This window comes from Pimelobacter simplex, assembly GCF_024662235.1.
Classification (GTDB): Bacteria; Actinomycetota; Actinomycetes; order Propionibacteriales; family Nocardioidaceae; genus Nocardioides.
Map to the genome: position 1 here is coordinate 4,361,492 of NZ_CP096276.1, position 24,937 is coordinate 4,386,428.

The 24,937-nt window shown below is 72.6% G+C and carries 23 protein-coding genes; 6 read left to right on the plus strand and 17 right to left on the minus strand.

Annotated features, from left to right (window positions below; translation table 11 throughout):
- Position 1: 1 nt before the first annotated feature.
- From mftD to mftF, 4 genes are read left to right on the plus strand one after another with little or no spacing between them, the layout of a single operon-like run.
- On the plus strand, positions 2-1,243 hold the full coding sequence (gene mftD / locus M0M48_RS21435; RefSeq protein WP_257752680.1) for a pre-mycofactocin synthase MftD: 1,242 nt from the start codon (positions 2-4) through the stop codon (positions 1,241-1,243).
- Positions 1,244-1,245: 2 nt separating this feature from the next.
- Positions 1,246-1,926 (plus strand): mycofactocin biosynthesis peptidyl-dipeptidase MftE, encoded by a 681-nt coding sequence (gene mftE, locus M0M48_RS21440; RefSeq protein ID WP_257752681.1) that lies wholly within the window; start codon positions 1,246-1,248, stop codon positions 1,924-1,926.
- Positions 1,926-2,720 (plus strand): mycofactocin-coupled SDR family oxidoreductase, encoded by a 795-nt coding sequence (locus M0M48_RS21445; RefSeq protein WP_257752682.1) that lies wholly within the window; start codon positions 1,926-1,928, stop codon positions 2,718-2,720. Before mftE ends, M0M48_RS21445 begins: the two co-directional genes overlap by 1 nt.
- Entirely contained in the window at positions 2,717-4,093 is a 1,377-nt protein-coding gene (mftF, locus tag M0M48_RS21450; RefSeq protein WP_257752683.1) for a mycofactocin biosynthesis glycosyltransferase MftF, read from the plus strand. Before M0M48_RS21445 ends, mftF begins: the two co-directional genes overlap by 4 nt.
- 178 nt (positions 4,094-4,271) lie before the next feature.
- Here mftF and M0M48_RS21455 read toward each other — a convergent pair whose 3' ends face one another.
- The 5 genes from M0M48_RS21455 to M0M48_RS21475 form a co-directional block, all read right to left on the minus strand.
- Complete coding sequence (locus tag M0M48_RS21455; protein ID WP_257752684.1) at positions 4,272-4,646, minus strand: cupin domain-containing protein; 375 nt, start codon at positions 4,644-4,646, stop codon at positions 4,272-4,274.
- Complete coding sequence (locus tag M0M48_RS21460) at positions 4,643-5,407, minus strand: aldolase/citrate lyase family protein (RefSeq protein WP_257752685.1); 765 nt, start codon at positions 5,405-5,407, stop codon at positions 4,643-4,645. Before M0M48_RS21460 ends, M0M48_RS21455 begins: the two co-directional genes overlap by 4 nt.
- On the minus strand, positions 5,404-6,564 hold the full coding sequence (locus M0M48_RS21465; RefSeq protein ID WP_215812584.1) for an amidohydrolase family protein: 1,161 nt from the start codon (positions 6,562-6,564) through the stop codon (positions 5,404-5,406). Before M0M48_RS21465 ends, M0M48_RS21460 begins: the two co-directional genes overlap by 4 nt.
- Before the next feature lie 58 nt (positions 6,565-6,622).
- A complete protein-coding gene (locus tag M0M48_RS21470) occupies positions 6,623-7,438 on the minus strand; it encodes a fumarylacetoacetate hydrolase family protein (RefSeq protein ID WP_215812583.1) in 816 nt (271 codons plus the stop codon).
- A gap of 197 nt (positions 7,439-7,635) precedes the next feature.
- On the minus strand, positions 7,636-9,771 hold the full coding sequence (locus M0M48_RS21475; RefSeq protein ID WP_257752686.1) for a cytochrome P450/oxidoreductase: 2,136 nt from the start codon (positions 9,769-9,771) through the stop codon (positions 7,636-7,638).
- Between the two features lie 241 nt (positions 9,772-10,012).
- Between M0M48_RS21475 and M0M48_RS21480 the strand changes: the two genes are divergently transcribed.
- Positions 10,013-11,122, plus strand: coding sequence for an NDMA-dependent alcohol dehydrogenase (locus M0M48_RS21480; protein WP_257752687.1), 1,110 nt, complete (start codon positions 10,013-10,015; stop codon positions 11,120-11,122).
- 61 nt (positions 11,123-11,183) lie between these two features.
- Here M0M48_RS21480 and M0M48_RS21485 read toward each other — a convergent pair whose 3' ends face one another.
- The 5 genes from M0M48_RS21485 to M0M48_RS21505 are packed head-to-tail and all read right to left on the minus strand — an operon-like array spanning position 11,184 to position 16,643.
- Entirely contained in the window at positions 11,184-11,750 is a 567-nt protein-coding gene (locus tag M0M48_RS21485; RefSeq protein WP_257752688.1) for a hypothetical protein, read from the minus strand.
- 44 nt (positions 11,751-11,794) lie between these two features.
- Complete coding sequence (locus M0M48_RS21490; protein ID WP_215812580.1) at positions 11,795-12,703, minus strand: ABC transporter permease; 909 nt, start codon at positions 12,701-12,703, stop codon at positions 11,795-11,797.
- Position 12,704: 1 nt separating this feature from the next.
- The gene (locus M0M48_RS21495) at positions 12,705-13,898 is read right to left on the minus strand and encodes an ABC transporter permease (RefSeq protein WP_215812579.1); all 1,194 of its coding nucleotides are present in this window, start codon (positions 13,896-13,898) and stop codon (positions 12,705-12,707) included.
- The gene (locus M0M48_RS21500) at positions 13,895-15,451 is read right to left on the minus strand and encodes an ABC transporter ATP-binding protein (RefSeq protein WP_257752689.1); all 1,557 of its coding nucleotides are present in this window, start codon (positions 15,449-15,451) and stop codon (positions 13,895-13,897) included. Before M0M48_RS21500 ends, M0M48_RS21495 begins: the two co-directional genes overlap by 4 nt.
- A 40-nt stretch (positions 15,452-15,491) precedes the next feature.
- Complete coding sequence (locus tag M0M48_RS21505) at positions 15,492-16,643, minus strand: BMP family ABC transporter substrate-binding protein (protein ID WP_215812577.1); 1,152 nt, start codon at positions 16,641-16,643, stop codon at positions 15,492-15,494.
- A gap of 168 nt (positions 16,644-16,811) precedes the next feature.
- On the opposite strand from M0M48_RS21505, the gene M0M48_RS21510 reads away from it, so the two are divergent.
- Positions 16,812-18,287, plus strand: coding sequence for an aldehyde dehydrogenase family protein (locus tag M0M48_RS21510; RefSeq protein WP_257752690.1), 1,476 nt, complete (start codon positions 16,812-16,814; stop codon positions 18,285-18,287).
- A gap of 392 nt (positions 18,288-18,679) precedes the next feature.
- Here the strand turns inward: M0M48_RS21510 and M0M48_RS21515 are convergent, their stop codons facing one another.
- The 7 genes from M0M48_RS21515 to M0M48_RS21545 form a co-directional block, all read right to left on the minus strand.
- Positions 18,680-19,678, minus strand: a complete 999-nt coding sequence (locus tag M0M48_RS21515) for an ABC transporter substrate-binding protein (RefSeq protein ID WP_215812574.1) — start codon at positions 19,676-19,678, stop codon at positions 18,680-18,682.
- 11 nt (positions 19,679-19,689) lie between these two features.
- The gene (locus tag M0M48_RS21520) at positions 19,690-20,466 is read right to left on the minus strand and encodes an ABC transporter ATP-binding protein (RefSeq protein ID WP_257752691.1); all 777 of its coding nucleotides are present in this window, start codon (positions 20,464-20,466) and stop codon (positions 19,690-19,692) included.
- Positions 20,467-20,493: 27 nt separating this feature from the next.
- Positions 20,494-21,300: an ABC transporter permease gene (locus M0M48_RS21525; protein WP_215812572.1), complete on the minus strand. Its 807-nt coding sequence runs from the start codon at positions 21,298-21,300 to the stop codon at positions 20,494-20,496.
- On the minus strand, positions 21,293-22,090 hold the full coding sequence (locus M0M48_RS21530; protein ID WP_215812571.1) for an ABC transporter permease: 798 nt from the start codon (positions 22,088-22,090) through the stop codon (positions 21,293-21,295). Before M0M48_RS21530 ends, M0M48_RS21525 begins: the two co-directional genes overlap by 8 nt.
- A 243-nt stretch (positions 22,091-22,333) precedes the next feature.
- A complete protein-coding gene (locus M0M48_RS21535) occupies positions 22,334-23,815 on the minus strand; it encodes an amidohydrolase family protein (RefSeq protein WP_257752692.1) in 1,482 nt (493 codons plus the stop codon).
- Entirely contained in the window at positions 23,812-24,414 is a 603-nt protein-coding gene (locus tag M0M48_RS21540; protein WP_215812569.1) for a thiamine pyrophosphate-dependent enzyme, read from the minus strand. The genes M0M48_RS21535 and M0M48_RS21540 overlap by 4 nt, the downstream gene beginning before the upstream one ends.
- Positions 24,411-24,935 carry a thiamine pyrophosphate-binding protein gene (locus tag M0M48_RS21545; RefSeq protein WP_215812568.1) on the minus strand — a complete coding sequence of 175 codons (525 nt, stop codon included), beginning with the start codon at positions 24,933-24,935 and terminating at the stop codon, positions 24,411-24,413. Before M0M48_RS21545 ends, M0M48_RS21540 begins: the two co-directional genes overlap by 4 nt.
- Positions 24,936-24,937: the final 2 nt, after the last annotated feature.

Below are 24,937 nucleotides of genomic sequence, written 5' to 3' on the forward strand. Positions count from 1 at the left end.
CATGAAGATCGAGAACCCCTGGAAGCAGAACCCCTGGTTCGAGTCCGTCGCCGTCGCCCAGGAGCGGGCGCGCAAGCACCTCCCCCAGCCCGTGTACGGCGCCCTGGTGGCCGGGTCCGAGCGCGGCCAGAGCGTGAGCGACAACCAGGCCGCGTTCGCCGAGCTCGGCCTCGCCCCGCACGTCGTGGGCCAGCTCCCCGAGCGCAGCCAGGCGACGACGGTCTTCGGCCACACCCTCGGCAGCCCGGTGATCATCAGCCCGACCGGCGTCCAGGCGGTGCACCCCGACGGCGAGGTCGCCGTGGCCCGCGCGGCCGCCGCCCGCGGCACGATCATGGGTCTGTCGAACTTCGCCTCCAAGAGCGTCGAGGAGGTCACCGCGACCGGCGCGACGACGTTCTTCCAGATGTACTGGACCGGCGAGCGCGACACGATGATCCAGCGGATGACCCGCGCCCACAACGCCGGCGCGAAGGGCCTGATCGCCACGCTGGACTGGTCGTTCTCGATGGGACGCGACTGGGGCAGCCCCGAGATCCCCGAGAAGGTCGACCTCAAGGCGATGATCCGGCTCGCGCCCAAGGTCGCGACCAAGGGCCGCTGGATGTGGCAGTTCGGCCAGCAGTTCCGCCAGACCGGCAAGCTCCCCGACCTGACCGCGCCCAACCTGGCGCCTCCGGGCGGCGAGGCGCCGACGTTCTTCGGCGCCTACTACGAGTGGATGACCACGCCGCCGCCCTCGTGGGAGGACGTCGTGTGGATGCGCGAGACCTGGGCCCAGATCAGCGGTACGCCGTTCGTGCTCAAGGGCGTGTGCCGCGTCGACGACGCGCTGCGGGCCGTCGACGCCGGTGTCGCGGGCATCTCGGTCTCCAACCACGGCGGCAACAACCTCGACGGGACGCCGGCCGCGATCCGGATGGTCCGCCCGATCGCCGAGGCGGTCGGCGACCAGATCGACGTCGTCATGGACGGCGGCGTGCGGCGCGGCTCCGACGTGGTCAAGGCGCTCGCCCTGGGTGCCAAGGCCGTGCTCATCGGCCGCGCGTACCTGTGGGGCCTCGCGGCCAACGGCCAGGCGGGCGTCGAGAACGTCCTCGACGTGCTCTCCGGCGGCGTCGACTCCGCGCTGCGCGGGCTCGCGCTCTCCTCGACGAGCGAGCTGCGGCCCGAGCACCTGCTGATCCCCGAGGGCTTCGACCGGGCGCTCGGCGTGCCCGAGCCGGCGACCGCGAGGCCGTGACCATGGAGCGGGCGCTGGCGGCAGCCACCTCCCCCGGCCTCCCGGCCGGGGCGACGGTGCTCGTCCCGGTCGGCTCGATCGAGCAGCACGGGCCGCACCTGCCGCTCGACACCGACACGGTCATCGCGACCGCGGTGGCGACCGAGGCGGCCCGACTGCTGGCGCTGCGTGACTATGACGTGCTGGTGGCGCCGGCACTGTCGTACGGCTCCAGCGGCGAGCACCAGGACTTCGCCGGGACCAGCTCGATCGGGACCGACGTGCTGCACCAGGTCGTCGTCGAGCTCACCCGCTCGATGCGGACCTGGGCCGCGCGGGTCGTGCTCGTCAGCGCCCACGGCGGCAACCTGACCGCCCTGCGCGGCGCCGTCCGGCAGCTCGCCGACGAGGGGCACGACGTGTCCTGGGTGGCCTGCGCGACCGAGGACGTCGACCTGCACGCCGGGCGGACCGAGACCTCGCTGATGCTGCACCTCGCGCCGTGGAACGTCCGCGTCGACCGTGCCGAGGCCGGCAACACCGGCACGATCGAGGAGCTGCTGCCCGCGATGATCGCCGGCGGCGTCAAGGCGGTCTCGCCCAACGGCGTGCTCGGCGACCCCGCGGGGGCGAGCGCCGAGGAGGGCGCCGTCGTCCTGGCCTCGATGGTCGGCGACGTGGTCCGCGCGGTGGGCGGATCCTGATGGACGGCCGGGCCGGCCGGGTCGTCCTGGTCACCGGTGCCGCCCGCGGGATCGGCGCGGCGACCGTGCGCGCGCTCGTCGCGCGCGGCGACCGGGTGGTCGCGGTCGACGAGCTGCCGCTCGACGACGGTCACGACGGCCACGACGGCCACGACAGCCACGACGGCCACGACAGCCACGCGGACCACGCCGACGTCATCGGCTGCGTCGCCGACGTCCGCGACCGGGCCGCGCTGGCCGGCGCCGTCGACCTCGCGCTCGACCGCTGGGGCCGGCTCGACGCCGCCGTCGCCGCTGCGGCGGTCGTCGCCGGTGGCCGCCCCCTGTGGGAGACCCCCGAGGCCGATCTCGACCTGCTCTGGGACGTCGACGTCAAGGGCGTGTGGAACACCGCCGCCGTCGCGGTCCCGGCGATGCTCGCCGGTCCGGACCCGTCGGGCGGCCGGTTCGTCGCGGTCGCCTCCGCGGCCGGGCACCACGGGCTGCACCACCTGGCGGCGTACAACGCGGCGAAGCACGCCGTCGTCGGCCTGACCAAGGGCCTCGCCGCCGACCTGGTCGGTACCGGCGTCACCGCGTGCGCGGTCTCCCCGGGCTCGACGCGCACACCGATGCTCGACGCGACCGCGGCGCTCTACGGCCTGTCCGACGTCGAGGAGTTCGCCGGCAACCAGCTGCTGCGGCGGCTGCTCGACCCGGCCGAGGTCGCCGCCGTGATCGCGTTCTGCTGCTCGGTGGAGGGCGCGGCGGTCAACGGCTCGGTCGTCCACGCCGACGGCGGGTTCGCGCCGTGAACGACGCACTGCCCGACGGGTTCGCGGTCCGGCTGCGCGCCGACGTCGAGCGCGCGGACGGCGGCGACCTGCTCGTGGGCGGCTCCCCGCTGCGGGCGCTGCGGCTGACGCCACGCGCCCGGTCCCTGATGGACGGCGACGACCTGCTCGTGCGCGACCGCGCGAGCGGACTGGTCGCGCGGCGGCTCCTCGACGGCAACCTCGCCGATCCCGTCCTCACCGGACCGGGCCTCGACCCGGGGCTGCTCACCGTCGTCGTCCCCGTGCGCGACCGTCCCGAGCAGCTCGACCGCGCTCTCGCCGCGGTCGCACCCCTGGCCACGATCGTCGTCGACGACGCCTCCCGCGACCCCGAGGCGGTCGCCCGGGTGGCCGCGGCGCACGGCGCGTCCGTCGTCCCGCTCGACGTCAACGTGGGCCCGGCCGGAGCCCGGAACGCCGGCCTGGCGCGGGTCCGCACCCCCTATGTCGCCTTCGTCGACTCCGACGTCACCGTCGACGCCGCCACGCTGCGCCGGCTGGCCCGGCACTTCGAGGACCCCGCCGTCACCCTCGCCGGCCCGCGGATCACCGGCCGGGCGCGGAGCGCACGCCCCCGCTGGTTCGAGCGGTACGACGAGCAGGCCTCGTCGCTCAGCCTCGGCACCCGCGCGTGCGCGGTCCGCCCCGGAGCCGCTGTCGGCTGGCTGCCGAGCGCCTGCCTGGTCGCCCGTACCGACGCGATCCGTCCCGGCTTCGACGCCGCGATGCGCGTCGGCGAGGACGTCGACCTGGTCTGGCGCACCGTCGCCGCGGGCGGGGTGGTGCGCTACGACCCCGACGAGGTGGCCGCGCACGACGTACGGCCGGGGATGGGCGGGTGGCTCGGCCGCAAGTTCGTCTACGGCACCGGCGGCGCGCCGCTCGCCGCCCGTCACGGCGACCGGATCGCGCCCGCCGTGCTCTCCCTGCCGATGGCCGGCGCGGCGGCGGCCCTGCTCGCGCGGCGCCGCTGGTCGGCCCCCGTGGTGGCGGCCGGACTCGCGACCGGGCTCGTCTCGGTCGAGCGCCGCCTCCCCGTGGAATCCGGACGACACCGCCTGGCGGCCGGACTGGTCGCCCGCGGCTTCGGCTGGGCGGTCCGCCAGGAGTCCGCGCTGCTGCTGCGGCACTGGTGGCCGCTGACGGTGGCCCTGGCCCTGCCGAGCCGCACCATGCGGCGCATGGTCGCGACGGCGCTCGTCGTCGACGCCGTCGTCGCGCGGGTGGAGCACCCCGGTGCGCCGTACGGGCTGGTGGCGCGGCGGCTCGACGACCTCGCCTACGGCGCGGGCCTGTGGGCCGGCGCGCTGCGGGCCCGGTCGGTCCGGGCGCTGCTGCCGCGGCGCCCGTAGGACTGCTCCCCACCGAAGTGGGCCGGTTGCGGGCACGAAGTGGGTGAGTTGCGGACACGAAGTGGCGAAGTTGCGGGTCCGAGATGCCGTGATCGTTCGGGCCCTGCCCATCTCGCGGCCGCAACCGGCGCACTTCGTGCCCGCAACCCCCGCACTTCGGCAGGATTGCGGGCCGACCTCAGACGGGGAGCTCGAGCTTCTCGAGCAGGTCCGCGCGCGGCGGCACGAAGTAGTCGATGTTCACGCACGGCCCCTCGGTGGGCTCGACGTAGTGCTCCGCGCCTCGGGGGACGAGCAGGAACGAGCCCGGCCGCATCTCGTGGGCGACCCCGGCGACGTGGTAGTTGCAGCGGCCCGAGGCGATGAACACCAGCTGGTCGAAGTCCTCGTGGGAGTGGGGGTTGAGCGTCATCCCCACCTCGAGCTCGTGGTGGGCGATGAGGACCTCGTCGGTCGCGAAGATCCGGCGGCGTACGCCGGGACGGATCTCGCGCTGGGGCAGGTCGTCCCAGTTGACGACCTTGCCGAAGAGCGAGGGGTTGAGCGCGGTCATGCGTCCTCCTGGGGAGTGACGGCCCGGAGGCCGTGGGCGAGCAGCTGCAGGTCCGAGCTGACGACGACGTACGACGCGGCGTCGAGCCCGAGCCGGGAGACCTCGGCGAGCGCGGGCACCCAGCCGCCGAAGGCGACGCCGGCCTCGTCGGCGGCGGCGCGGACGGCGTCGACCGCGGCGGCCAGGGCGTCCGGCGCGGGCAGGCGGAGGCTGACGGCGAGGTCGGTGGTGCCGACGAAGGCGACGTCGAGGCCGCGGACGACGTCAGCCAGGGGCTCGGCGACCGGGGTCTCGATCTGGCCGACAAGCAGCGGCGGGTCGGCGTCCTCCATGCGGAGGAACTCCGCGAGCGGGACCGCCCCGAAGGCCGCCGCGCGGTTGGCGAGGCTGACCGAGCGGGTGCCGACCGGCGCGAACCGGCAGCACTCCTGGAGCCGCTCCCGCTCGGCGACGGACTGGAGCGTCGAGAGCTGGAGGCCGGCGGCGCCGTTCTCCAGCAGGCGGGCGACGAGCGGGGCGTCGACCACCGGCAGCCGCACCAGTGCGGGAAGCCCGCAGAGGGCGGCGTGCCGGACCAGGCCGATCGCGTCCCGCTCGGTGAGCGTGGAGTGCTCCAGGTCGACCACGACGAGGTCGAGCCCGGAGCGCGCGGCCAGCTCGACGACGTCCGGGGTGGGGAGCTTGACGAAGGTGCCGGTCAGCCGGCCCTCCCCCGCCAGTCCCTCCCGGACCCGTCGCCGGAGCTGGTGCACGGTGCTCACGCCGACGCGCCACCCCGCCACGGCGTGGTCTCGACGAGCGCGCCCTTGTGCACGACGGTGGTCGGCTCGAGGCGCGGCGCGACGATCGAGTTGCCCGAGGCGTCGGGCAGGGTGACCTCGGCGGTCTCGGTCAGGACGGTGACGTTGGCCATCCCGCCGACGTCGAGGCGGCCGTAGCCTTCGCTGTCGAGGCCGAGGACCTGCGCCGGGACGATGGTCGCGCGGCGGATGCACTCGTCGAGCGGGGCGCCGAGGGCGCGCAGCTTGGAGATGCTGGTGACCAGGTCGAAGACCGGGCCGCGCCAGTTGCGGGCGCTGGTGTCCGAGCTGAGGATGTCGGGCAGGAAGCCGTCGGCGATGGCCTCGCGAGCGACGTTGAAGCTCAGGTTGCTCTTGCCGTGGGCGGAGTCGAAGAGGACGCCGCGCTCGCGCGCCGCGCTGACGCCCGGGAGCACCTTGCCGTTCTCGTCGAGGATGCCGTGCGGCTTGCCGGTGTAGCAGTGGGCGACGATGTCGCCGGCGCGCAGGTAGTCCAGGACGGCGGGGACGGGCTCCTCGGTCTCGCCGATGTGCACCATCAGCGGCAGGCCGGCCTGCTCGGCCAGGCTGACCGACTTCTTCAGCAGCGCCTGCCAGTGGTGGCCGACGACGTCCTCGGAGAGGCGGATCTTGAAGCCGCGGACGATGCCCGGGTGGTTGGCGGCGGCCTCGAGGGCGTCCTCGACGACGAGGGTGTCGGGGTTGAGCAGCTCGCCGAAGCGGAAGTCGATGAGGCCGAGCACCGAGACGTTGAGGAAGTTGACGACGCGGATCTCGTTGGCGTCGACGACGACCTTGCGGAAGGCGTCGAACGTCGAGGCGCCCGCCGTACCGGCGTCGGCGACCGCGACGACACCGCGGCGCAGGTGGGCCTCGTCGGCGGGGGCGCCGACCTTCGAGACGTCCTGGAAGATGTGGCTGTGGCCCTCGACCAGGCCGGGCACGACGGTCGAGCCGGCGCAGTCGACGACCTGCGCGCCACCGGCGGCCAGGTCCGGGCCGATCGCGGCGATGGTGCCGCCGCTGATCGCGACGTCAGCACGCTCGTTGCGGCCGTTGGCCGGGTCGAGGACGGTGCCGCCCTTGAGAACGAGGTCGTACCCCTGGTTGTCGGACATCTGCTGACTCCTAGTGAAGGTGGTGGCTGGGCCTGGGTGGAGGGAGAGGGCGTTCGGCTCAGCCGGACGACGTGCCCACGGTGGTGACGAGAGGAAGCACCGGACCGACCTCGATGCGGATCCGGTCGCCGGGGACGAGGAACCGGTCGAGGTCCTGGCCGGTCCCGGCGGGGGTGCCGGTGAGGACGACGTCGCCGGGCTCGAGCGCGGCGTACCAGGAGATCCGCGAGACCAGGTCCGGGATCGCGAAGATCATGCCGGCGCTGGTGTCGTCCTGGCGCAGCTCGTCGTTGACCCAGGTGCGCACCGGGATGGACTCGGCGTCGGCGAGCTCGTCAAGCGTGCAGACCGACGGGCCGAGCGGGTTGCAGCCGGGGAAGCTCTTGGCGAGCGTCGGAGCGGCGGTACGCCGCATCACGTCGCGCGCGGTCATGTCGTTGGCGGCGGTGATGCCGGCGACCGCGGCCCAGACGTCCTCGGGCGCGGCCCGGTGGAGCCGGCTGCCGATGATGACGGCGATCTCGCCCTCGTAGTCGAGCTGCTCGGTCGCGTCACCGGGGACGGCGACCTCCTCGTCGGGCGAGAGGAGCGCCGAGGAGGCGGCCAGGTAGAGGATCGGCTCGGTCGGCAGGTCACGGCCGGCCTTGGCCGCCTTGGACCGGTAGTTCAGGCCCACGCCCCAGATCGCCCGCGGCCGGCCCAGGGGGGCGAGCAGGCGGACCTCGTCCGCCGGCACCCGCCGGGTGACGGCGCAGTCGTCGAGGCAGGCGAGCGAGCCAGTGGCCTCGACGACTGCGCCGAGATCGGGGAAGGGGCTGTCGAGGAGGGCGATCTGGTCGCCCTCGACTCGTCCGAGCCCGTGCTCAGTGGTCACCGCGTGCATGGCGGCTATCTTTTATTGCGAGACGGCATCATGTCAAGTGAAACGCATGCGAGATGGGTCGCCCCTCGCCAGCACCTGTCGAGAAGGACGGAAACCCTCCTGGGGACAGGGATTCCGGCGCATTTTCGGGCAGCACGAACACCCGGCACCGCGCCGCGGTACCGGGTGTTCGATGGGGGGTTGTGGGGTTAGAGGTCCAGCACCAGCTTGGGCGTGCAGGACCGGCTGACGCAGATCATGATCGACCGGCCGGTGGCCCGCTCGGTCTCGCTGAGCACCTCGTCACGGTGGTCCGGGGTGCCCTCGAGGACGCGCGTCTCGCAGGAGCCGCAGAAGCCCTTCTCGCAGTCGTAGGCGATGCCGGGCACGGCCTCGCGCACGGCCTCGATGAGCCGCTTGTCCACGGGGACGTCGACGGTGACGCCCGTGCGCGCGAGCTCGACCTGGAAGGGCGTGTTGCCCTCGGTCGAGGTGAGCCGCGCCTCCATCTCGTCGCTCGCCGCGAAGCGCTCGACGTGGAGGTCGCTGCGCCGGCCGAGCTCGTCGCACAGCCGCTGCACCTCGGCGATCATCGCGCCCGGACCGCAGCAGTAGATCGCGGTGCCGGGAGCGGTCGCCTCGATCGCGCCCTGGAGGTCGGGGAACCCGTGCTCGTCCTGGGGGACCAGGTCGACCCGGATGCCGGGCAGGGCGGACAGCTCGTCGGCGAACGCCATCGTGGCGCGCGAGCGGCCGCCGTACAGGACCCGGGCGGTCTTGCCCTGGGCCGAGATCGACCGCGCCATCGCGAGCACCGGCGTGACGCCGATACCTCCGGCGACGAGCAGGTAGTCGTCGGCCGCGACGAGCGGGAAGTGGTTGCGCGGACCGCGGACGGTCAGCTCGCGCCCCGCGACCGCGACCTCGTGCAGCTCCTGGGAGCCGCCGCGCCCGTCGCGCTCGCGCAGCACCGCGATCCGGTAGCTCGCGCCGTCGTCGGGGACGCCGCACAGCGAGTACTGGCGCAGCCGGCCCGAGGGCAGGCGCACCTCGAGGTGGGCACCGGGCTCCCAGGCGGGCAGGACGCCGCCGTCGGCCGCGCGGACCGTGACGGCGAGGACGTCCTCGGCGACCAGGTCGACGGCGTCCAGGACGACGTCGTAGGTCTCGTTGCTGCCGCGGCTGGCGGCGGTGAACTGGTCGACCTGGTCGCCGACCCGCGGGCCGGGGGTGAAGGTCGCCGGGATGACGTCCCAGCCCATGTGGTTGCCGCGCGAGGCGTAGCCGACGACGTGGTCGCGGTCGACCTTGTAGTCGGGCATCCGGGTGAGGACCTGGTGGATCATCTCCTGGAACATCGCCCGCGCCAGGTGCGCGCCCGGGCAGCGGTGCGTGCCGACGCCGAACGTCAGGTGCCGGCTGGCGTCGCGGTCGAGGCGGACCTCGTGCGGCTCGCTGAACACCTCGGGGTCGTGGTTGGCCGCGAACCAGGGGACGAGCACGCGCTCGCCGGCCTTGACCGGGCAGCCGCCGATCTCGGTGTCGGTGGTCGTCGTCCGCGACATCGCGGTGACCGAGCCGTAGCGGCGCAGGAACTCGTCGGTGCCGTCGACCAGCAGGTCGGGCGCGTCGATGAGCTGCTGGCGCATCTCGGGGTGCTCGTCGAGGTGGACGAGGACCGAGCCGGTCAGCGAGGTCGTCGTGTCGACGCCGCCGGTGATGGCGATGCCGATCACCGAGAACAGCTCCTCGTCGGTGAACGCCGAGCCGTCGGCCTTGCGCTCCTCGATGAGGCGGCTGATCACGTCGTCCTGCGGCTGCGCGCGGCGCTCGGTGATGAGCTCGGCGAGGCGCTTCTCCATGTAGGCCATGCCCTCGTACGCGCGCTGGGCGCGCTCGCTGCCCGGCTCGGAGGTGAAGACGTCGTGGATCGGGCGACCGATCCGCATCCAGTCCTCCTCGGGGAAGCCGATCCAGTCGAGGGTCACCGCGCTCGGCAGCGGGTTGGTCAGCACCTCGACCAGGTCGACACTGCCGGACTCGATGAACTGGTCGACGATCCGCGAGGCGTGCCGCGCGATCATCGGGCGCAGCTCGTCGACGGCGGCCGGCGACAGGATCAGGTCGAGCAGCCGGCGGTACTCCACGTTGTCCGGCGGGTCCATCTCGAGCGGGTACTGCATGTTGCCGCCGAACGGACCGCTCGGGATCACGATAGCGGTGCCCTCGAGCCCGCCCGCGGCGCGCGTCGAGGAGAACTCGGCGTCGTTGCGCGCGACGTGGAACACGTCGGCGTAGCGCGTCAGGTAGACGTAGCCGTTCTCGTGTGCGGTCGACCTGCCCACGGGACACTTCTCCCGGAAGGCCGCGTAGTAGCCGACGATGTCGTCGCGGGCCTCCGCCGAATGGTGGTCGAATTCCTCGTAGGTTGACATACCCGTCCTTCATGGCCGTACGTGTGAGCGAACTCTCAACCGAGACTAACAGCGTCTCGCAAGGCGAGTCAACGTCTTGCATTGCGCAATGGCTCGCCCTGCTTTACCGTCGGGGTGAACCCGCACGTGCCCGGACCAGAAGGACTGCAAAATGCGAACCAGAGGCGCCATCGTCCGCACCGCCCCCGGCCCCTACGAGGTCGTCGACCTCGAGGTTTCCGACCCGGCCCCCGGCGAGGTCCAGGTCCGCCTGGCCGCCGCCGGCCTGTGCCACTCCGACGACCACATCGCCGTCGGCGACTCCCCCGTCGCGATCTACCCGTTCGCGCTCGGGCACGAGGGTGCCGGCGTCGTGACCAAGGTCGGCGCGGGCGTCGACGACCTCGCCGAGGGCGACCACGTCGTCTTCTCGTTCCTGCCCGCCTGCGGCCGCTGCCGCTGGTGCGCCTCCGGCATGCAGAACCTCTGCGACGACGGCGGCAAGGTCTGGATGCCGCCCGAGGTCCCCCGCGTCCACCTCGCCGACGGCGGTGCGCCGGTCGGCCAGATGTGCGGCGTCTCGGCCTTCATGGAGACCACCACCGTCTCGGCCCGCTCGGTCGTCAAGGTCGGCAAGGACATCCCGCTCGACAAGGCCTGCCTCGTCGGCTGCGGCGTCGCCACCGGCTGGGGCGCCGCGGTCAACTCCGGCGCCGTCCGGCCCGGCCACGTCGTCATCGTGATGGGCATCGGCGGCATCGGCATCAACGCCGTCCAGGGCGCCGTCCACGCCGGCGCCACCACGGTCATCGCCGTCGACCCGGTCGAGTTCAAGCGCGAGGAGGCCAAGCGCTTCGGCGCCACCCACGCCTTCGCCACCATGGACGAGGCCGCCGAGATCGCCCGCCAGCACACCAACGGCCAGGGCGCCGACTCCGCCATCGTGACCGTCGGCGTCGTCACCGGCGACCACGTGGGTGCCGCCTTCAGCGCGATCCGCAAGGGCGGCACCGCCGTCGTCACCGGCCTCGGCAACAACGCCGCCGTCGGCGCCCCGATCAGCCTCACCGAGCTCACGCTCTACCAGAAGCGCATCCAGGGCTCGCTGTTCGGCGAGTGCAACCCGACCGCCGACATCCCCGCGCTGCTCGACCTGTACCGCGCGGGCATGCTCAAGCTGGACGAGATCGTGACGCGCACCTACACGCTCGACGAGATCGGCCAGGGCTACGAGGACATGCACGCCGGGCGCAACCTGCGCGGTGTGGTGCTCTTCGACTGACGCCGACCCCCGGCGCCACGCCGCGCCCGGACCGCAGCCGCGGTCCGGGCGCGGTGCGTTTTCACAGACAGTCGTCGAGCCGCCGCGGCGGGCACAGCGCGATGCCGGAGCCGCCGACCGCGGTGTAGCGGGTGCCGCCGACGCGGTAGTCGATCGCGGCACCCGACCAGCGCCACACGCCCGTGCGGACGGCGCGCACGCGGAGCAGCAGCGCCGCCTCGTGGCCGGGCTCGAGCCGCGCCTGGTCGACCGGGACGGCCCGGCGCCACATCGGCAGCCACTCCCGGCTCCAGTGGCCCGCGCCCAGCAGGTCCTTCGGGGCCGGCGCCGGGCCGAGGTCGAGCACCCGCAGGGCGAGCAGCTCGGCCTGGTCGGGCCGGACCACGCCGCCGACGAGACGTCCGGCGTCGAGCTCGGCGGTCCGGTCGCCCGTGTTGGCGATGGTGACCGCACCGAACAGGGCCTGCTGACCACCGCGCAGGCTGCTCCCGTAGGTGGAGCCCGCACCCGCGATCGACACCGGCCCGTCGATGCGGGCGCCCGAGACCGGGTCGAGGGCGGGGCCGCGGTCGGCGGCGAACCCGCCGGTCATGACCACGGCGAGCAGGACCGCCACCACGCGAAGCATGCGCCTTCCCTTCGTCCGGGAAGGCGCATGCTAGCGGGGAACGGCTACCGCACGGGTGCGAACGGCTGGCCCAGGGCCAAGGGTCTCTTCGACCGGGCGCCGAGGACGGCGAGCGACGCCAACGCCAACAAGTACGGCGTCGCCGCGAGCAGCTGCGGAGAGGCGCTGTAGCCGATGGCCGGGAGGGCCAGCTGGAGACCCTGGGCGACACCGAACACGGCGCACGCGCCGATCACGCCGCGCAGCATCCAGCCGCCGAAGATGACGGCCGCGATCACGATGTAGCCGCGGCCGGCGGTCATCCCCGAGGTGAACGACCCGGCCTGGAAGACCGACAGGTAGGCGCCGCCGATGCCGGCGCAGAAGCCGCAGAAGAGCAGCGCCTGGCGGCGCCGGGCGTTGACGTCGATGCCGGTCAGGTCGCCGGCCACCGGGTCGTCGCCGGCGGCGCGGAGCTCGAGGCCCATCCGGCGCCGGCGTACCCACCAGATCAGCAGGAGCAGCGGCACGAGCAGGTAGACGACCCACGGCTGCACGAAGAACGCCTTGCCGATGATCGGCAGGTCGGACAGCAGCGGGATCCGCCAGGGCGAGCCGCCGGGGATGTCGAGCGCGGAGGTCGACAGCAGGTAGTTCGTCACGCCGAGCACCAGGACGTTGAGCGAGAGCCCGACGACGTAGGTGTTGAGCTGCAGGCGGTGGCTGAGGTTGCCGTGCACGAACGCGATGAGCATGGCCGCACCGATGCCGCAGAGCAGGCCGACGATCGGCGAGCCCGACTCGGTGGCGCCGTACGCCGCCGCGAAGGCCGAGCCGAGCATCATCCCCTCGACGGAGAGGTTGAAGGTGCCGGCCCGCTGGGCGACGTACTCCCCCAGGCCGGCGAACAGCAGCGGCACGGTCAGCGGGACCGACGCGGTGAGGATCGTCTCCAGATCCGTCGTCAGGTTCATGTCAGGCCACCTTCACGGTGCGGCGCAGCCGCCGGCGGCGGACCGCGGCGAGCAGGACGGGGGGACACAGGAGCGCGACCACGATCGCGGCGGTGATGACGTTGACGATGTCGACGGGGATGCCGTCGCCGCCGAGCAGGCCGCCACCGGCGACCATCGCGCCGAAGACGAGGGCGAGCAGGACGCTGACACCCGCGTTGGTCCGCGCGGCGAGGGCGATGAGCAGGCCGTTCCAGCCGATCGAGCTGGCGACGCCCGGGTTGAGCTGGAAGCTCTGGCCCATCAGGATCGCCGCGCCCGCGGCACCGGCGAAGGCACCGGACGCCGCCACGGCAAGGGAGCCGAGGCGCGGGGCGCTGATGCCGATCGTGCCGGCCACGGTGGGGTTCTGGCCGAGGATGCGCAGCCGGTAGCCGGCGTGCGCCGACGAGAGGAACCACGCGACGAGGATCGCCGCGACGAGCGCGAGCAGGAACGCGAAGGGCACCGCGACGCCGAGGACGTCGATCGTCGGGAGCATCGCCTTCTCGGGGACGCGCGGCGACTGGGACGCCGTACCGGCGCCGAGGGTGCCGCCGCCCTTGTCGTGCAGGGGGCCGTCACCGCTGATCAGTCCGGTGAGGAGCTGCTCGGCGAGGAACACCAGCAGCAGCGAGCTCACCACGATGTCGACGCCGCGGCCGAACTTGAGCAGCGCGGCCAGGAAGGCCCAGGCGCCACCGGCGGCCGCCGCGGCGAGGAAGGCCAGCGGGATCACGACGATGCCGGGGCCGTCGACGAAGAAGACCACGAACCCGGCGCCGATCGCGCCGAGGGTGACCTGCCCCTCCTGGCCGATGTTGAACTGGCCGGCCCGCATGCAGATGACCGCGCCGACCGCGACCAGCAGCAGCGGTGCGGCGGCGGTGAGCATGTAGCCGATGGAGATGCTGTCGCCGATGCTGCCCTCGAACAGGTCGCCGAGGATGACGCCCGGGTCGTGCCCGGTCGCCCAGCCCAGCAGCAGACCGACGCTGATGCCGAGCGAGAGGAAGCAGAGGAACGCCAGCACCTGCTCGATCGCGGGGCGGGTGCTGGAGCGCAGCATCCCGACCAGGCCGCCCATCGCGGCGTCGGGGCCGCGTCGGGCGCCGCCGCGCGGCGGGGGTGGGGTCGCGTCCTCCTGGACCGGCGACTCCGAGACGTCGGTGCTCATGCGCTGACTCCTCCCATCAACAGACCGAGCTTCTCGGGGTCGGCCTCTGCACGGGCCAGCTCCCCCTGGATCCGGCCTCGGTAGATCACGGCGATGCGGTCGGAGAGCTGCATGATCTCGTTCAGGTCCGACGAGATGAGCAGGACGGCGACGCCGGCGGCAGCCGCCTGGCGCATCCGCTCGTGCAGGTCGGCGACCGCGCCGACGTCCAGGCCCCGGGTGGGCTGGGCGAGCACGAGGACCGCCGGTGCGGCGGACATCTCGCGCGCGAGCACGACCTTCTGCTGGTTGCCGCCCGACAGCGAGCGCATCGGCTGGTCGACGGAGGCGACGGCGATGTCGAACTCCTCGACCAGGCGCTCGGCCAGGCTGTGCAGCTTGCGGCGGGAGACGACACCCGCGCGCGAGAGGGACTTCAGTCCCGCCAGCGCCAGGTTGTCGGCCACCGACATGTCGAGGATGCAGCCGGACGTCTTCCGGTCCTCCGGTACGACGCCCACGCCGGCCTTGCGGGTCGAGCCCGGCCGCCCGACGGCGATGCGCTTCCCGTGCACGCGGACCTCGCCCCCCTGCAGGGAGAGCGAGCCCGCGAGCAGCGCGGACAGCCACTGCTGCCCGTTGCCCTCGACCCCGGCCACGCCGACGATCTCGCCGGCCCGGATCTCCAGGTCGAGGGAGTCGAGCGCGCGGGTGCCGTCGGCGGACGCCGTGGCGCCGACGATGCTCAGCACCGGCGGGGTGTCGAGCTGCTCCGGCTCGGCCGCGGCGGCGGGCGCGTCCGCGACCGGCGCCGTACCGGCGCCGATCGCGGCGGCGACGTCCGCCTGGGCCGCACTGGGCAGGTCGCGCCCGATCATGTGCCGGGCGAGCTCGGCGACCGGCGTCTCCTTGGGGCTGACCCGGGAGACGACACGGCCGCCGCGCATCACCGTCGCGTTGTGCGACACCGCGGTGATCTCGGCCAGGTTGTGGCTGATGAGGATCACCGAGCACTCCTCCTGCTCCACCAGGCCGCGCAGCATGGTGAACAGGGAGCGGGACTCCTGCCGGGTCAGCACCGCCGTCGGCTCGTCGAGGACGAGCAGGCGGGGCCGGTCGATCAGGCAGGTGACCAGCTCGACGCGCTGCTGCTCGCCGACGCTGAGGTCACCGACCATCGCGCGCGGGGAGACCTCGAGGCCGAAGCGCTCGCTGACCTCCTCGATCTGCGTGATGGTGCGGTCCCGGTCGACCCGGCCCTCGCCACTGAGGACGACGTTCTCCCAGACCGAGAGCGTCGGGATGAGGCTGTAGTGCTGGTGCACCATCCGGACGCCCAGGGCACGGGCCGCGTTCGGGTCGCGGATGACCGCCGGCTCACCGGCCAGCGACACCTCTCCGCGATCCGGGCGGACCAGCCCGAGGAGGATGTTCATCAGGGTCGACTTGCCGGCGCCGTTCTGGCCCAGCAGGCCGTGGATCTCGCCCGGCGCGACCTCGAGGTCGACGTCGAGGCAAGCCGGAACCCCGTTGAAGTGCTTGGTGATGCCGGCCATGCGGAGCGCCGGGATCACCGTCTCCGCCTCCGGTCGGGAAGCCGCTGTCATCACCGGATCAGGACGCCCCGGCCATGGCGAACACGTCGATCTTGCCGGCGTTGAGGTCGGCCTGGGCCTGCTCGATCGCCGCGTTCATCGGGTCCTTGCCGTCACCGGCGTCCGCGCACGGGTGCACGGCGGGGACGGGGTCGACACCGAGGCGCCAGTTGCGGGTGACACCGAGCTCGAGCTTGCCGTCGGCGTACATGTCGAGCATCGGGGCCAGGTAGTAGCCGGGCGCGAAGATGACCTCGCCGATGAACGAGCCGTCCTTGGAGTCGCAGAACGACTTGGGCGAGCCGAGGACCGGGATGCCGGCCTCCTTGGCCTTCTTGGCCACGGCGACGGTCGGGGCGCCGAAGTACGGGTAGATCGCGCCGATGCCCTGCGAGACCTGGGCGTTGAAGCCCTCGACGGCCTTGCCCACATCGAGCTGGTCGCCGGTGTACGTCTCGACGACGTCGGCGTTCGGGACCTGCGACTTCACGCCCTCCTTGAACACCTTGCCGATCGTGGTGTTGAAGGGAGCCGCGATGCCGGACAGGAAGCCGGTCTTCTTGATGTCGTTGGCCTTCATGTAGGCGCCCATCGCGACACCGGCGACGTACGCGTAGCCGAGGCCGACGTCGTACGACTGGGTGAAGGTGGCGTCCTGCTCCGGCGAGCCGTAGCCGCCCTGCAGGTAGAAGAAGGTGTCCTTGCAGATCGGGTTCTTGGCCGCGGTGACGGCCTGGGCGAGCTGCGCGTCGCCGATCACGATCATGTCGACCCGCTGGCGGCAGAGGTTCTCCGCCGCGGTGACCGCCTGGGTCAGCGGGACCAGACCCTGGACCGTGTACTCCCAGTCGTGCTTCGAGGCGGCGTACGCCACCGCGTCAGCGGTGCTCTGGTAGTACGTGCCGTCGTTCGTGTCGCCCGAGGTGATGACGCCGATCTTGACCTTGCCGTCGCCGTTCTGGTCCGGCTGCTTGGCGGGGACCTGGCCCTCGCCTGCCCACTCCGGCGAGGTCGCCGTGCCGGGCTCACCGATGGCGGCGCCGCGCGCGACGGCGAAGGGGTCCGGGCCGTCGAAGCCCTTCTTCTTCGGCTCGTCATCGCTCGAACCACAGCCCGCCACAGCGAGCATCGCGACCGCCATGCAGGCCGCGTAGAACTTCTGGATTCGCATCTTTTCCGCCCTCGATCCATCCGAGTAGTGCGTGACTGCGGGTCGTTCCGACCTAGGTCCGAGTGCCTTGCCGGCCGAGCCCCGGGACTGCGCCAGCATGCACCAGCGCGTCTCGCAATGCAACACATCATCTTGACTAATGTGATCAGCCGGTCGGACGATCGGAGCGTGACCACGGCTGAGAAGACCCCCCTGACGACCGCTCCGAGCGGCGACCACTCCGGCACGTTCATCGGCGGCGCGTGGCTCGATCGCGCCACGTCGTTCCCCTCCGTCGACCCCGCCACCGGCGAGACGTTCGGGCACATCTCGGCCAGCGAGGTCGCCGACGTCGACCGCGCCGTCGCGTCCGCGCGCGCGGCCGCCCGCACGTGGGCCAGGACGTCGCCCTCCGAGCGCGGCGCCATCCTCGGCCGCTGGGCCGGGCTCGTCTTCCAGAACATGCACCGGCTCGCGGCGCTCGAGGCCCGCGACGTCGGCAAGCCGCTCTCCGGCGGCCTCCTCAACGTCCAGATCGCCGGCTCCATCCTTCAGTTCACCGCCGGTGGCGCGGACAAGATGACCGGCGCGACGCTGCCGACGCGCTCGCCCGACTACTTCGGCTTCACCCGCCGCGAGCCGCACGGCGTGTGCGCGATCGTGCTGCCCTGGAACGTCCCCGCGGTCCTCTGCGCCGCCAACCTCGCGCCCGCGCTCGCGGCCGGCAACGCCGTCGTCCTCAAGCCGTCGGAGGTCGCCCCCCTGGTGATCCACGCGCTCGTCGAGCTCGCCGAGGAGGCCGGTCTCCCGGCCGGCGTGCTCAACGTCCTCACCGGCGTCGGCGTCGAGCTCGGCGCCACCCTGGTCAGCCACCCGGGCATCGACCACATCAGCTTCGTCGGCTCCGTCGCCACTGGCCGCCTGGTCATGCAGGCCGCCGCCCAGAACCTGACCCCCATCAAGGTCGAGCTCGGCGGCAAGTCGCCCAACGTCGTCTTCGAGGACGCCGACCTGGACGTCGCCGTACCGGCCATCGTCCGGTCGATCACCGAGAACGCCGGCCAGAACTGCAACGCCGGCTCCCGCCTCCTCGTCCAGGCCGGCGTGGCCGACGAGGTCCGCGCACGCGTCGTCGCCGCCATGTCGGAGATCCGGATCGGCGCCTGGCACGAGGACCTCGACATGGGCCCCCTCGTCAACCCCGTCCAGCACGAGCGCGTCAGCGGCCTCGTCACCGGCGCCCTCGGCGACGGTGTCGAGCTCGTCCTCGGCGGCGAGCGCCCCGCGGGCCGCGACGAGGGCAACTTCCTCGCCCCCACGGTCCTCTCCGTGACCGACCGCAACGCACCGATCGTCGGTCAGGAGATCTTCGGCCCCGTCCTCACTGTCGAGACCTTCACCGACGACGCCGACGCGCTCGACCTCGCCAACGGCACCGACTTCGGCCTGCTCGCCTGCATCTGGACCAATGACGTCTCGCGCGCACTGCGGATGTCGTCCGAGATCGGCGCCGGCCAGATCTCGGTCAACCAGTTCTCCGACGCGGGCGTGATCGGCATGCCGTTCAACATGGCCAAGCAGAGCGGGTTCTCGGCCGGCAACGGCTACCGCGCGCTGTACGAGTTCAGCCGCGAGAAGGCCGTCGCGGTCAAGCTCCTCGGCTGAGCCTCAGCCGCGGCGGACCCGCGGCGACAGGAACCGGCGCTCGTCGACGCCGGTCGCCTGGTCGCTGCGGGTCGTCTCGGTCGCGTCGTCGGGCACGACGAGGGACACACACGCCCGGTCGGTCCGCTGCCCCCGGCCCGGGCAGCGGACCTCGGTGCGCTCGGCCTTCCTGTACTTCTCGTCGAAGAGGCTGACCTAGCGCAGGTTGGGGAAGCGCGCCGCCGTGACCAGGAAGCGCCGCGCCGCGACCGTGGGGGTCGACAGAACTCTGGCCGTCCGTCGTGGTCACGGCGACGTCGCCGACCGCATCGTGCCGGACCCAGCGCTCGGCCTGCTACGCCGGCCGAGGTGGCGGCACCCGCGCCGCCAGGTGCCACCTCCCCGGCGACCCCCTACTTCGTGCTCACGAACGACGGCACGAAGTCGCTCGGGGACGGCGGGTCGTCGAGGCGGTCCTGGTCGACGAGAATCGCGCCCATCCGCTCGAGGGCGTCGGTGTCGACCTTGGCCTCGTAGATGTTCTCGGGCAGCGTCGCGAGGACGGCGGCGTCCTGCTTGCACTGGGCCGAGGCGATCTTGAAGCGCTCGTCGTCGTTGGCGGGGTCGTTGAAGGCGGCATTGGTCTCGATCAGAGCCTCCTGGAAGGCCTTGATGTCCTTCTCCCTGCCCTTGGCCTCCTTGCCGGTGGCGACGTAGCCGGCGAAGACGAGGCCGTTGCCCTCGCCGACGGCGACGTACGGGTCGCCGAGGCTGACCAGGCCGAGCTTCGGGTCCACGTTCTGCGCGGGGACCTGGGCGGCGGCGACCTTGCCGGTGGCGACAGCGGACGCGAGCTCGTTGAAGGGCAGCGCGACGAACTTGACCGAGGCCGGGTCGCCGCCGGTGAGCTTCATCCACTGGCTCGTGACGATCTGGTTGATGCCGCCGACCTCGTTGACGCCGATGGTCTTGCCGTTGAGCCCGGCGGCGTCGGTGATCCCGGCGTCCTTGGCGACGACCATGGCGTTGGCGGCGTCGGCCTCCTCGGTCGTGGTCTCGTAGGCGGTGGCGATCCACTTGAGGTCGAGGCCCTGGTCGATGGCCAGCATCGTGGAGAACGGGTTGGCGAACGCGAGGTCGATGTCGCCGCTCTGGAGCGCGGTGAGGGCCGCGGCACCACCGGTCGACTTCACCAGGTCGACCTCGACGCCGTGGTCGGCGAAGAGGCCCTTCTCCTGGGCCCAGTAGACGACCTCGTTGCAGAGGCCGAGGGTGGTGACCCGGAGGGGGCCGTCTCCGTCGCCGTCGTCGGACGAGCCGCAGGCGGCCAGGGCCGTCGTTGCGGAGAGGCCGAGGACGGCGGCGACGGCGATCCGCCGGCGCAGGGAGGACGAGGACCGGGGTGCACTCATGATGTGCCCTTTCAGTGGGAGGGAGTGTCGGGCCGCATGACGAGGCGGAAGACCTCGCTGCGGAGCTTGGCGAAGCGGGCGTCGAGCTTGGTCTCGACCTGGTCGCGCGGGCGCGGCAGGTCGACGGTGAGGTCGGCGGCGATCCGGCCCGGGTTGGCTGCCAGTACGACGATCCGGTCGGCCATGTAGACCGACTCGTCGATGTCGTGGGTCACGAAGGCGACCGTGACGTCGTACTCGTGCCGGACCCGGAGGACGAGGTCCTCGAGGTCGGCCCGGGTCTGGGCGTCGACGGCGGCGAACGGCTCGTCCATCAGCATCACGGTCGGCTCGGTGACGAGCGCCCGGGCGATGGCGACGCGCTGCTGCATGCCGCCGGACATCTCCCAGGGGTACATCTCCCCCTTGCCCGCGAGGCCGACGGACTCGAGGGCGTGCTCGACGCGCGTGCGCTGCTCCTCCTTGCCGAGCTTGGCCGCGTTGAGCGCGGTGGTCAGGTTGCGGCGCACGCTCATCCAGGGGAACAGCGAGCGGCTGTAGTCCTGGAAGACGACGGACAACCCGGCCGGCGGCCCGGAGACCGGCACGTCACCGAGCCGGATCTCGCCGCTGCTGGGCTTGAGCAGCCCGGCCATCATCATGAGCAGGGTCGACTTGCCGCAGCCCGAGGGCCCGACGATGCTCACGAACTCCCGTGCGTGCACGGTCAGCGAGGTCTCGGTGAGCACCTCCTTGGCCTCGGCACCGCGGCCGTAGGACTTGCGGACTCGGTCGACGACGACGTTCATCGGTTCACTCCCTGTGGGGCCGGCGGGTCACAGCGCGTCGAGACCGGTACGGCGCTGCCAGCGCAGCAGCCGGGTCTCGACCCTGCCGAAGGCCAGGTTGAGGACGATCCCGATCAGGCCGATCAGGACGAAGGCGGACCACATGTCGAGGTAGCGGAAGCTCGACTGCGCCACGACGATCTGGAAGCCGAGCCCCTCGGTGGTGGCGTAGAGCTCGGAGATGACCATGAGGATCAGCCCGATCCCCAGGCTCACCCGCAGCCCGGCGAGGATCTGCGGCGCGGCGGCCGGGACGATCACCCGGCGGTAGAGCGTCCACCGCGACACCCGCATGCTGCGCGCGCTGCGCAGCCACATCGGGTCGACGCCGGCGACGCCGTCGGCGGTGTTGATCATGACGACCCAGACGCTGCCGAGGAAGATGAGGAAGACGTTCATGTTGCTGGCCACGCCGAAGATCTGGACGGCGACCGGCAGCAGCACCGTGTTCGGGATGGCCGCGAAGAAGCGGACGACCGGACCGTACATCTGCGCGATCACCCGGCTCCGCCCGAGGACGACGCCGCCCGCGATGCCGACGACGACGGCCAGCCCCCAGCCGCGCGCGAAGCGCGACAGGCTGGTCGTGACCTCGCTCCAGAACAGGTCGGAGAGGAAGAGGTGCGACGCCGGCCCGCCGAGCCAGACGTCGCCGAAGTTGCCGAGGATCCGCGAGATGGGCGGTACGAACAGCGATTCGCTGGTGCGGCCGTAGATCTCCCACAGCACGAGCACGAGCGCGAGGAGCCAGAGGTTGCCCACCCCGGCGAGCGCGCGGCGCAGCGTCCTAGTCATGGTGCACCCACCTCACGAGACGGCGCTCGGCACGGACCAGTGCCGAGTAGAGCAGCGCGCCCGCCGTGCCGAGCAGGAGGACGCCGGCGTAGACGACCTCGGGCCGCGACGCCTGCGTGTACTGGACGAGCACCGTGCCGACGCCGTAGCGCGCGCCGAGCAGCTCGGTGGAGATGACGACGACGAGGGCGATGCCGACGGCGACCCGGACGCCCGTGAGGATCGAGGGCAGCGCGCTCGGCAGCGTGACGAGCGCCTGCTGCCGCCACCAGCCCCACCGCAGCGAGCGGGCGACGTCGCGGCGCATCGGCTCGGTGGTGGCGACGCCGTAGATCGTGTTGATCAGGATCGGCCAGACCACGGCGTAGAGCGCGATGGACACCTTCATCTCCATGCCCAGGCCGAAGATGAGGACGCCGATCGGGATGAGCGCGGTCGCGGGGACCGAGCGGAACGTGTTGACCACGACCATCGTCGGACGCTGCAGGAACGCGAAGCTGCTGGCCACCAGCCCGACCGCCACCGCGATCAGCGAGCCGACGAGGACCGTGATCCCGGTCGCCGCGGCGCTGTCGACGGCGCCGGCGAGGAAGTCGCGATCGCCGAGGATGGTCGGCAGGGCGCGGAGCACCGACCACGGCCCGGGCAGCGACGAGCGGGGTACGACGTCGAGCGCGCCGAGCAGCTGCCACAGGAGCAGCAGGCTCAGGACGCCGGCGGAGCCGAGCGCGAGCGGGCCCGCTCGGCCGGCCCAGTCCGCGCCGCGGACGGCTGCGTGGTCGGTCTGCATCGGACCCCCTGGCGAGGACGCCGATCTCTCGGCGACGTGACCCGCGTCACGTTCCGACCGAACCTAGGGGCCACGCGCAATCGTGTCAACATGCAAGTCGATATCTCGCATGGCAATACGGGGCAGATCCGCCGTGGGCGCCGCTGCAGGTGGGCGGACGCCGCTGTAACACGCCGTCCACCTGCCCAAAACGGCAGTAACACGCCGTCCCAGCGACGGGGACGGCGTGTTACAGCACCTCTCTCAGTGGCAGGCGGCGCCGCCACCGCCGACGGCGGCCTCGACCTGCTCCAGCACCGGCCGCACCTCCTCGAACCGGGCGAGCCGGTCGGGCAGCGTGGTCCAGATCCGGGTGGCGATCTCGCGGGCCTCGGCGCGGATGGCGTCCTCGTCGATGCCGGGGAAGGAGCGGTCGACGAGCACCGGCTGACCGGCCACGTAGACGCTGCGCACGGCGGAGCCGAGCTCGGCGTACGCGAGCTGGTGGCGCAGCTGCTCGGCGGGCGCGGGCCAGACGTAGTCGGTGTCGATGACCGTCAGGTCGGCCTGGGCGCCGACGGCCAGGCGGCCGACGTCGGCACCGAGCGCAGAGGCACCGTGGTTCCAGCACATGCCGAGACCGTCGTTGGCCGTCGGCCAGGTCTCCGGCGGGCCCTGCACCCGGTGCAGGATCGTCGAGAGCTTGAGGGTCTCGAACATGTTCTGGGTGTCGTTGCTGCTGGCGCCGTCGGAGCCGATGGCGACCTTGGCGCCGGCCTTGAGGAGCGCCGGGACGGGCGCGACGCCCGCGCCGAGCTTGAGGTTGCTCGCCGGGTTGTGGACGGCGACCGCCTCGGTCTGCGCGAAGAGCTCGATCTCCTCGGGGCTCAGCCAGATCGCGTGGGCGAAGGACGCCCAGTCCTGCAGGGCGTCGAGCTTGGCGAGGAACTCCACCGTCGAGAGGCCGTAGCGCTGCTGGGCCATCCGGATCTGCGACTGCGCGGAGAGCAGGTGCGTCTGCATCCGTACGCCGCGCGTGCGCGCCGTCTCGACGCTGGCCTCGAACAGCTCGGTCGAGCAGCGCGGCAGCGAGGACGGGCCGAGGAGCGGCTGCAGGAGCGGGGACTTGCCCTGCCAGCGGTCGACGAACCGGTTCGCCGCCGCGAGGACGACGTCCGGCTGGGCGACCGGCGGCTTGCGGAGCTCGGCCCCGCCGGGCACCAGGTCGACCGGGATCGACGAGAAGAAGTCGAGGTCGGAGTACTGGATCGCCACGTTGGCGCGGAAGCCGAGGTCGGCGTACGCCTGCATGATGGCGTCCATGCCGTCGTCGACCCACTCGTTGTCCGAGCGAGCGCAGTCGAGCACGGAGGTCGCGCCGCTGCGGACCATCTCGATCGCGCCGACCATCGCCGAGACGTAGAGGTCGCGCGGCGAGAGCCGGGCGCCCGCGCCGCCGTAGCTGGCGACGACCATCCACGCGTCGAGGGGCAGCGCGTCGCACAGGCCCTTCTCGATGGTCTGGTTGGAGTGCGTGTGCGCGTTGACCAGGCCCGGGATGAGCAGGTCGCCGCCGAGGTCGGTCGACTCGGCCGCGCTCGCGGCGGAGCCCGCCTGGGCGAGCCAGCGGTCGGCGGCGCCGGGGCCGAGGTCGGCGATCACGCCGTCCACGACCACCAGGTCGCCGAGCTCACCGCCGTGCTCGAGGTCCAGCAGCCGGGCGTTCCGCAGCAGCCGTGTCGTCATCCTTCGTCACCCTTCGATCGTTCCCAGTTCGCCAGTGCCGTCCGGAACTCCCGCTGCGCCTCCGCGCCCGAGAGCTCGCCCGGCCCGCCGTACGGCGAGGGCTCCGGGTCGACCTCGACGACGAGCATCGCCGGTCCGGGTGCTGCCTCGAGCAGCTCGCCGAGCAGCTCCGGGAGCTGGTCGGCGGGTGTGTCGCGTACGACGGTGCGCGCGAACGGCCAGCCGGCCCCCCGCGCGATCGCGGCCAGGTCGGCGAGCGCGCCGGCCGCGAGCGGCTGGCCCCCGCCCGTCTCGTACCGGCCGTTGTTGAAGACGACGACCCGCAGGTTGGCGGGTGCCGCGTCGGCGAGCGCGAGCAGCGAGCCCAGGTTCATCACCAGGTCGCCGTCGCCCTCGAGGAGCAGGAAGTCCAGGTCCGGCCGGGCCAGGGCGGCACCGAGCGCGAGGCCGGGCGCCGCACCCATCGGGTCGGACGCGTAGAACGTGGGGTTCGGCCCGCCGTGGTCGCGCCAGGCGCGGCCGGCTGTGCCGAGGCTCGCGATGACGACGTGGCCGGGCGCGGCCGCGGCGATCGCGCCCGCGACGTCGGCGCGCCTCACGCCTGCTCCCCCACGAGGGCGCGACGGGAGCAGAGCAGCACGACGGGACGCCGCAGCAGCCAGGCCTGCTCGCTGGCCTTCTCGAACAGCCAGTCGTCGGCAGGACCGTCGACGTGGTGCACGGTCAGGCCGGCCGCGGCGGCCACGCCGGCGGTCACCTGACCCTTGTACATCTGGTAGTAGAAGCCGTCCTCGGCGCCACCGCGCGCGGCGGCCACGACGACCAGCGGCAGCTCGTGGTGGTGGGCGAACGCGGCCAGCACGTTGGCCGACAGCAGCACCCCGGCGTTCTGGCACAGCACCGCCGAGCGCAGGCCCATCAGGGCCGAGCCGCCGGCGATCGCCACGGCGTCGTCCTCGCGCGTCACCCGGACGTCGAGGATGCTCGGGTCGGCGACCACCTCGCCGATCAGCGGGCTCAGCCAGCTGTCGGGCAGGTACGCCGCGAGGCCGACGCCGCCGGCCTTCAACCGGTCGACGATCGCCGCACTCCGCGTGGTCGCGATATCGACGTCAGTCATCG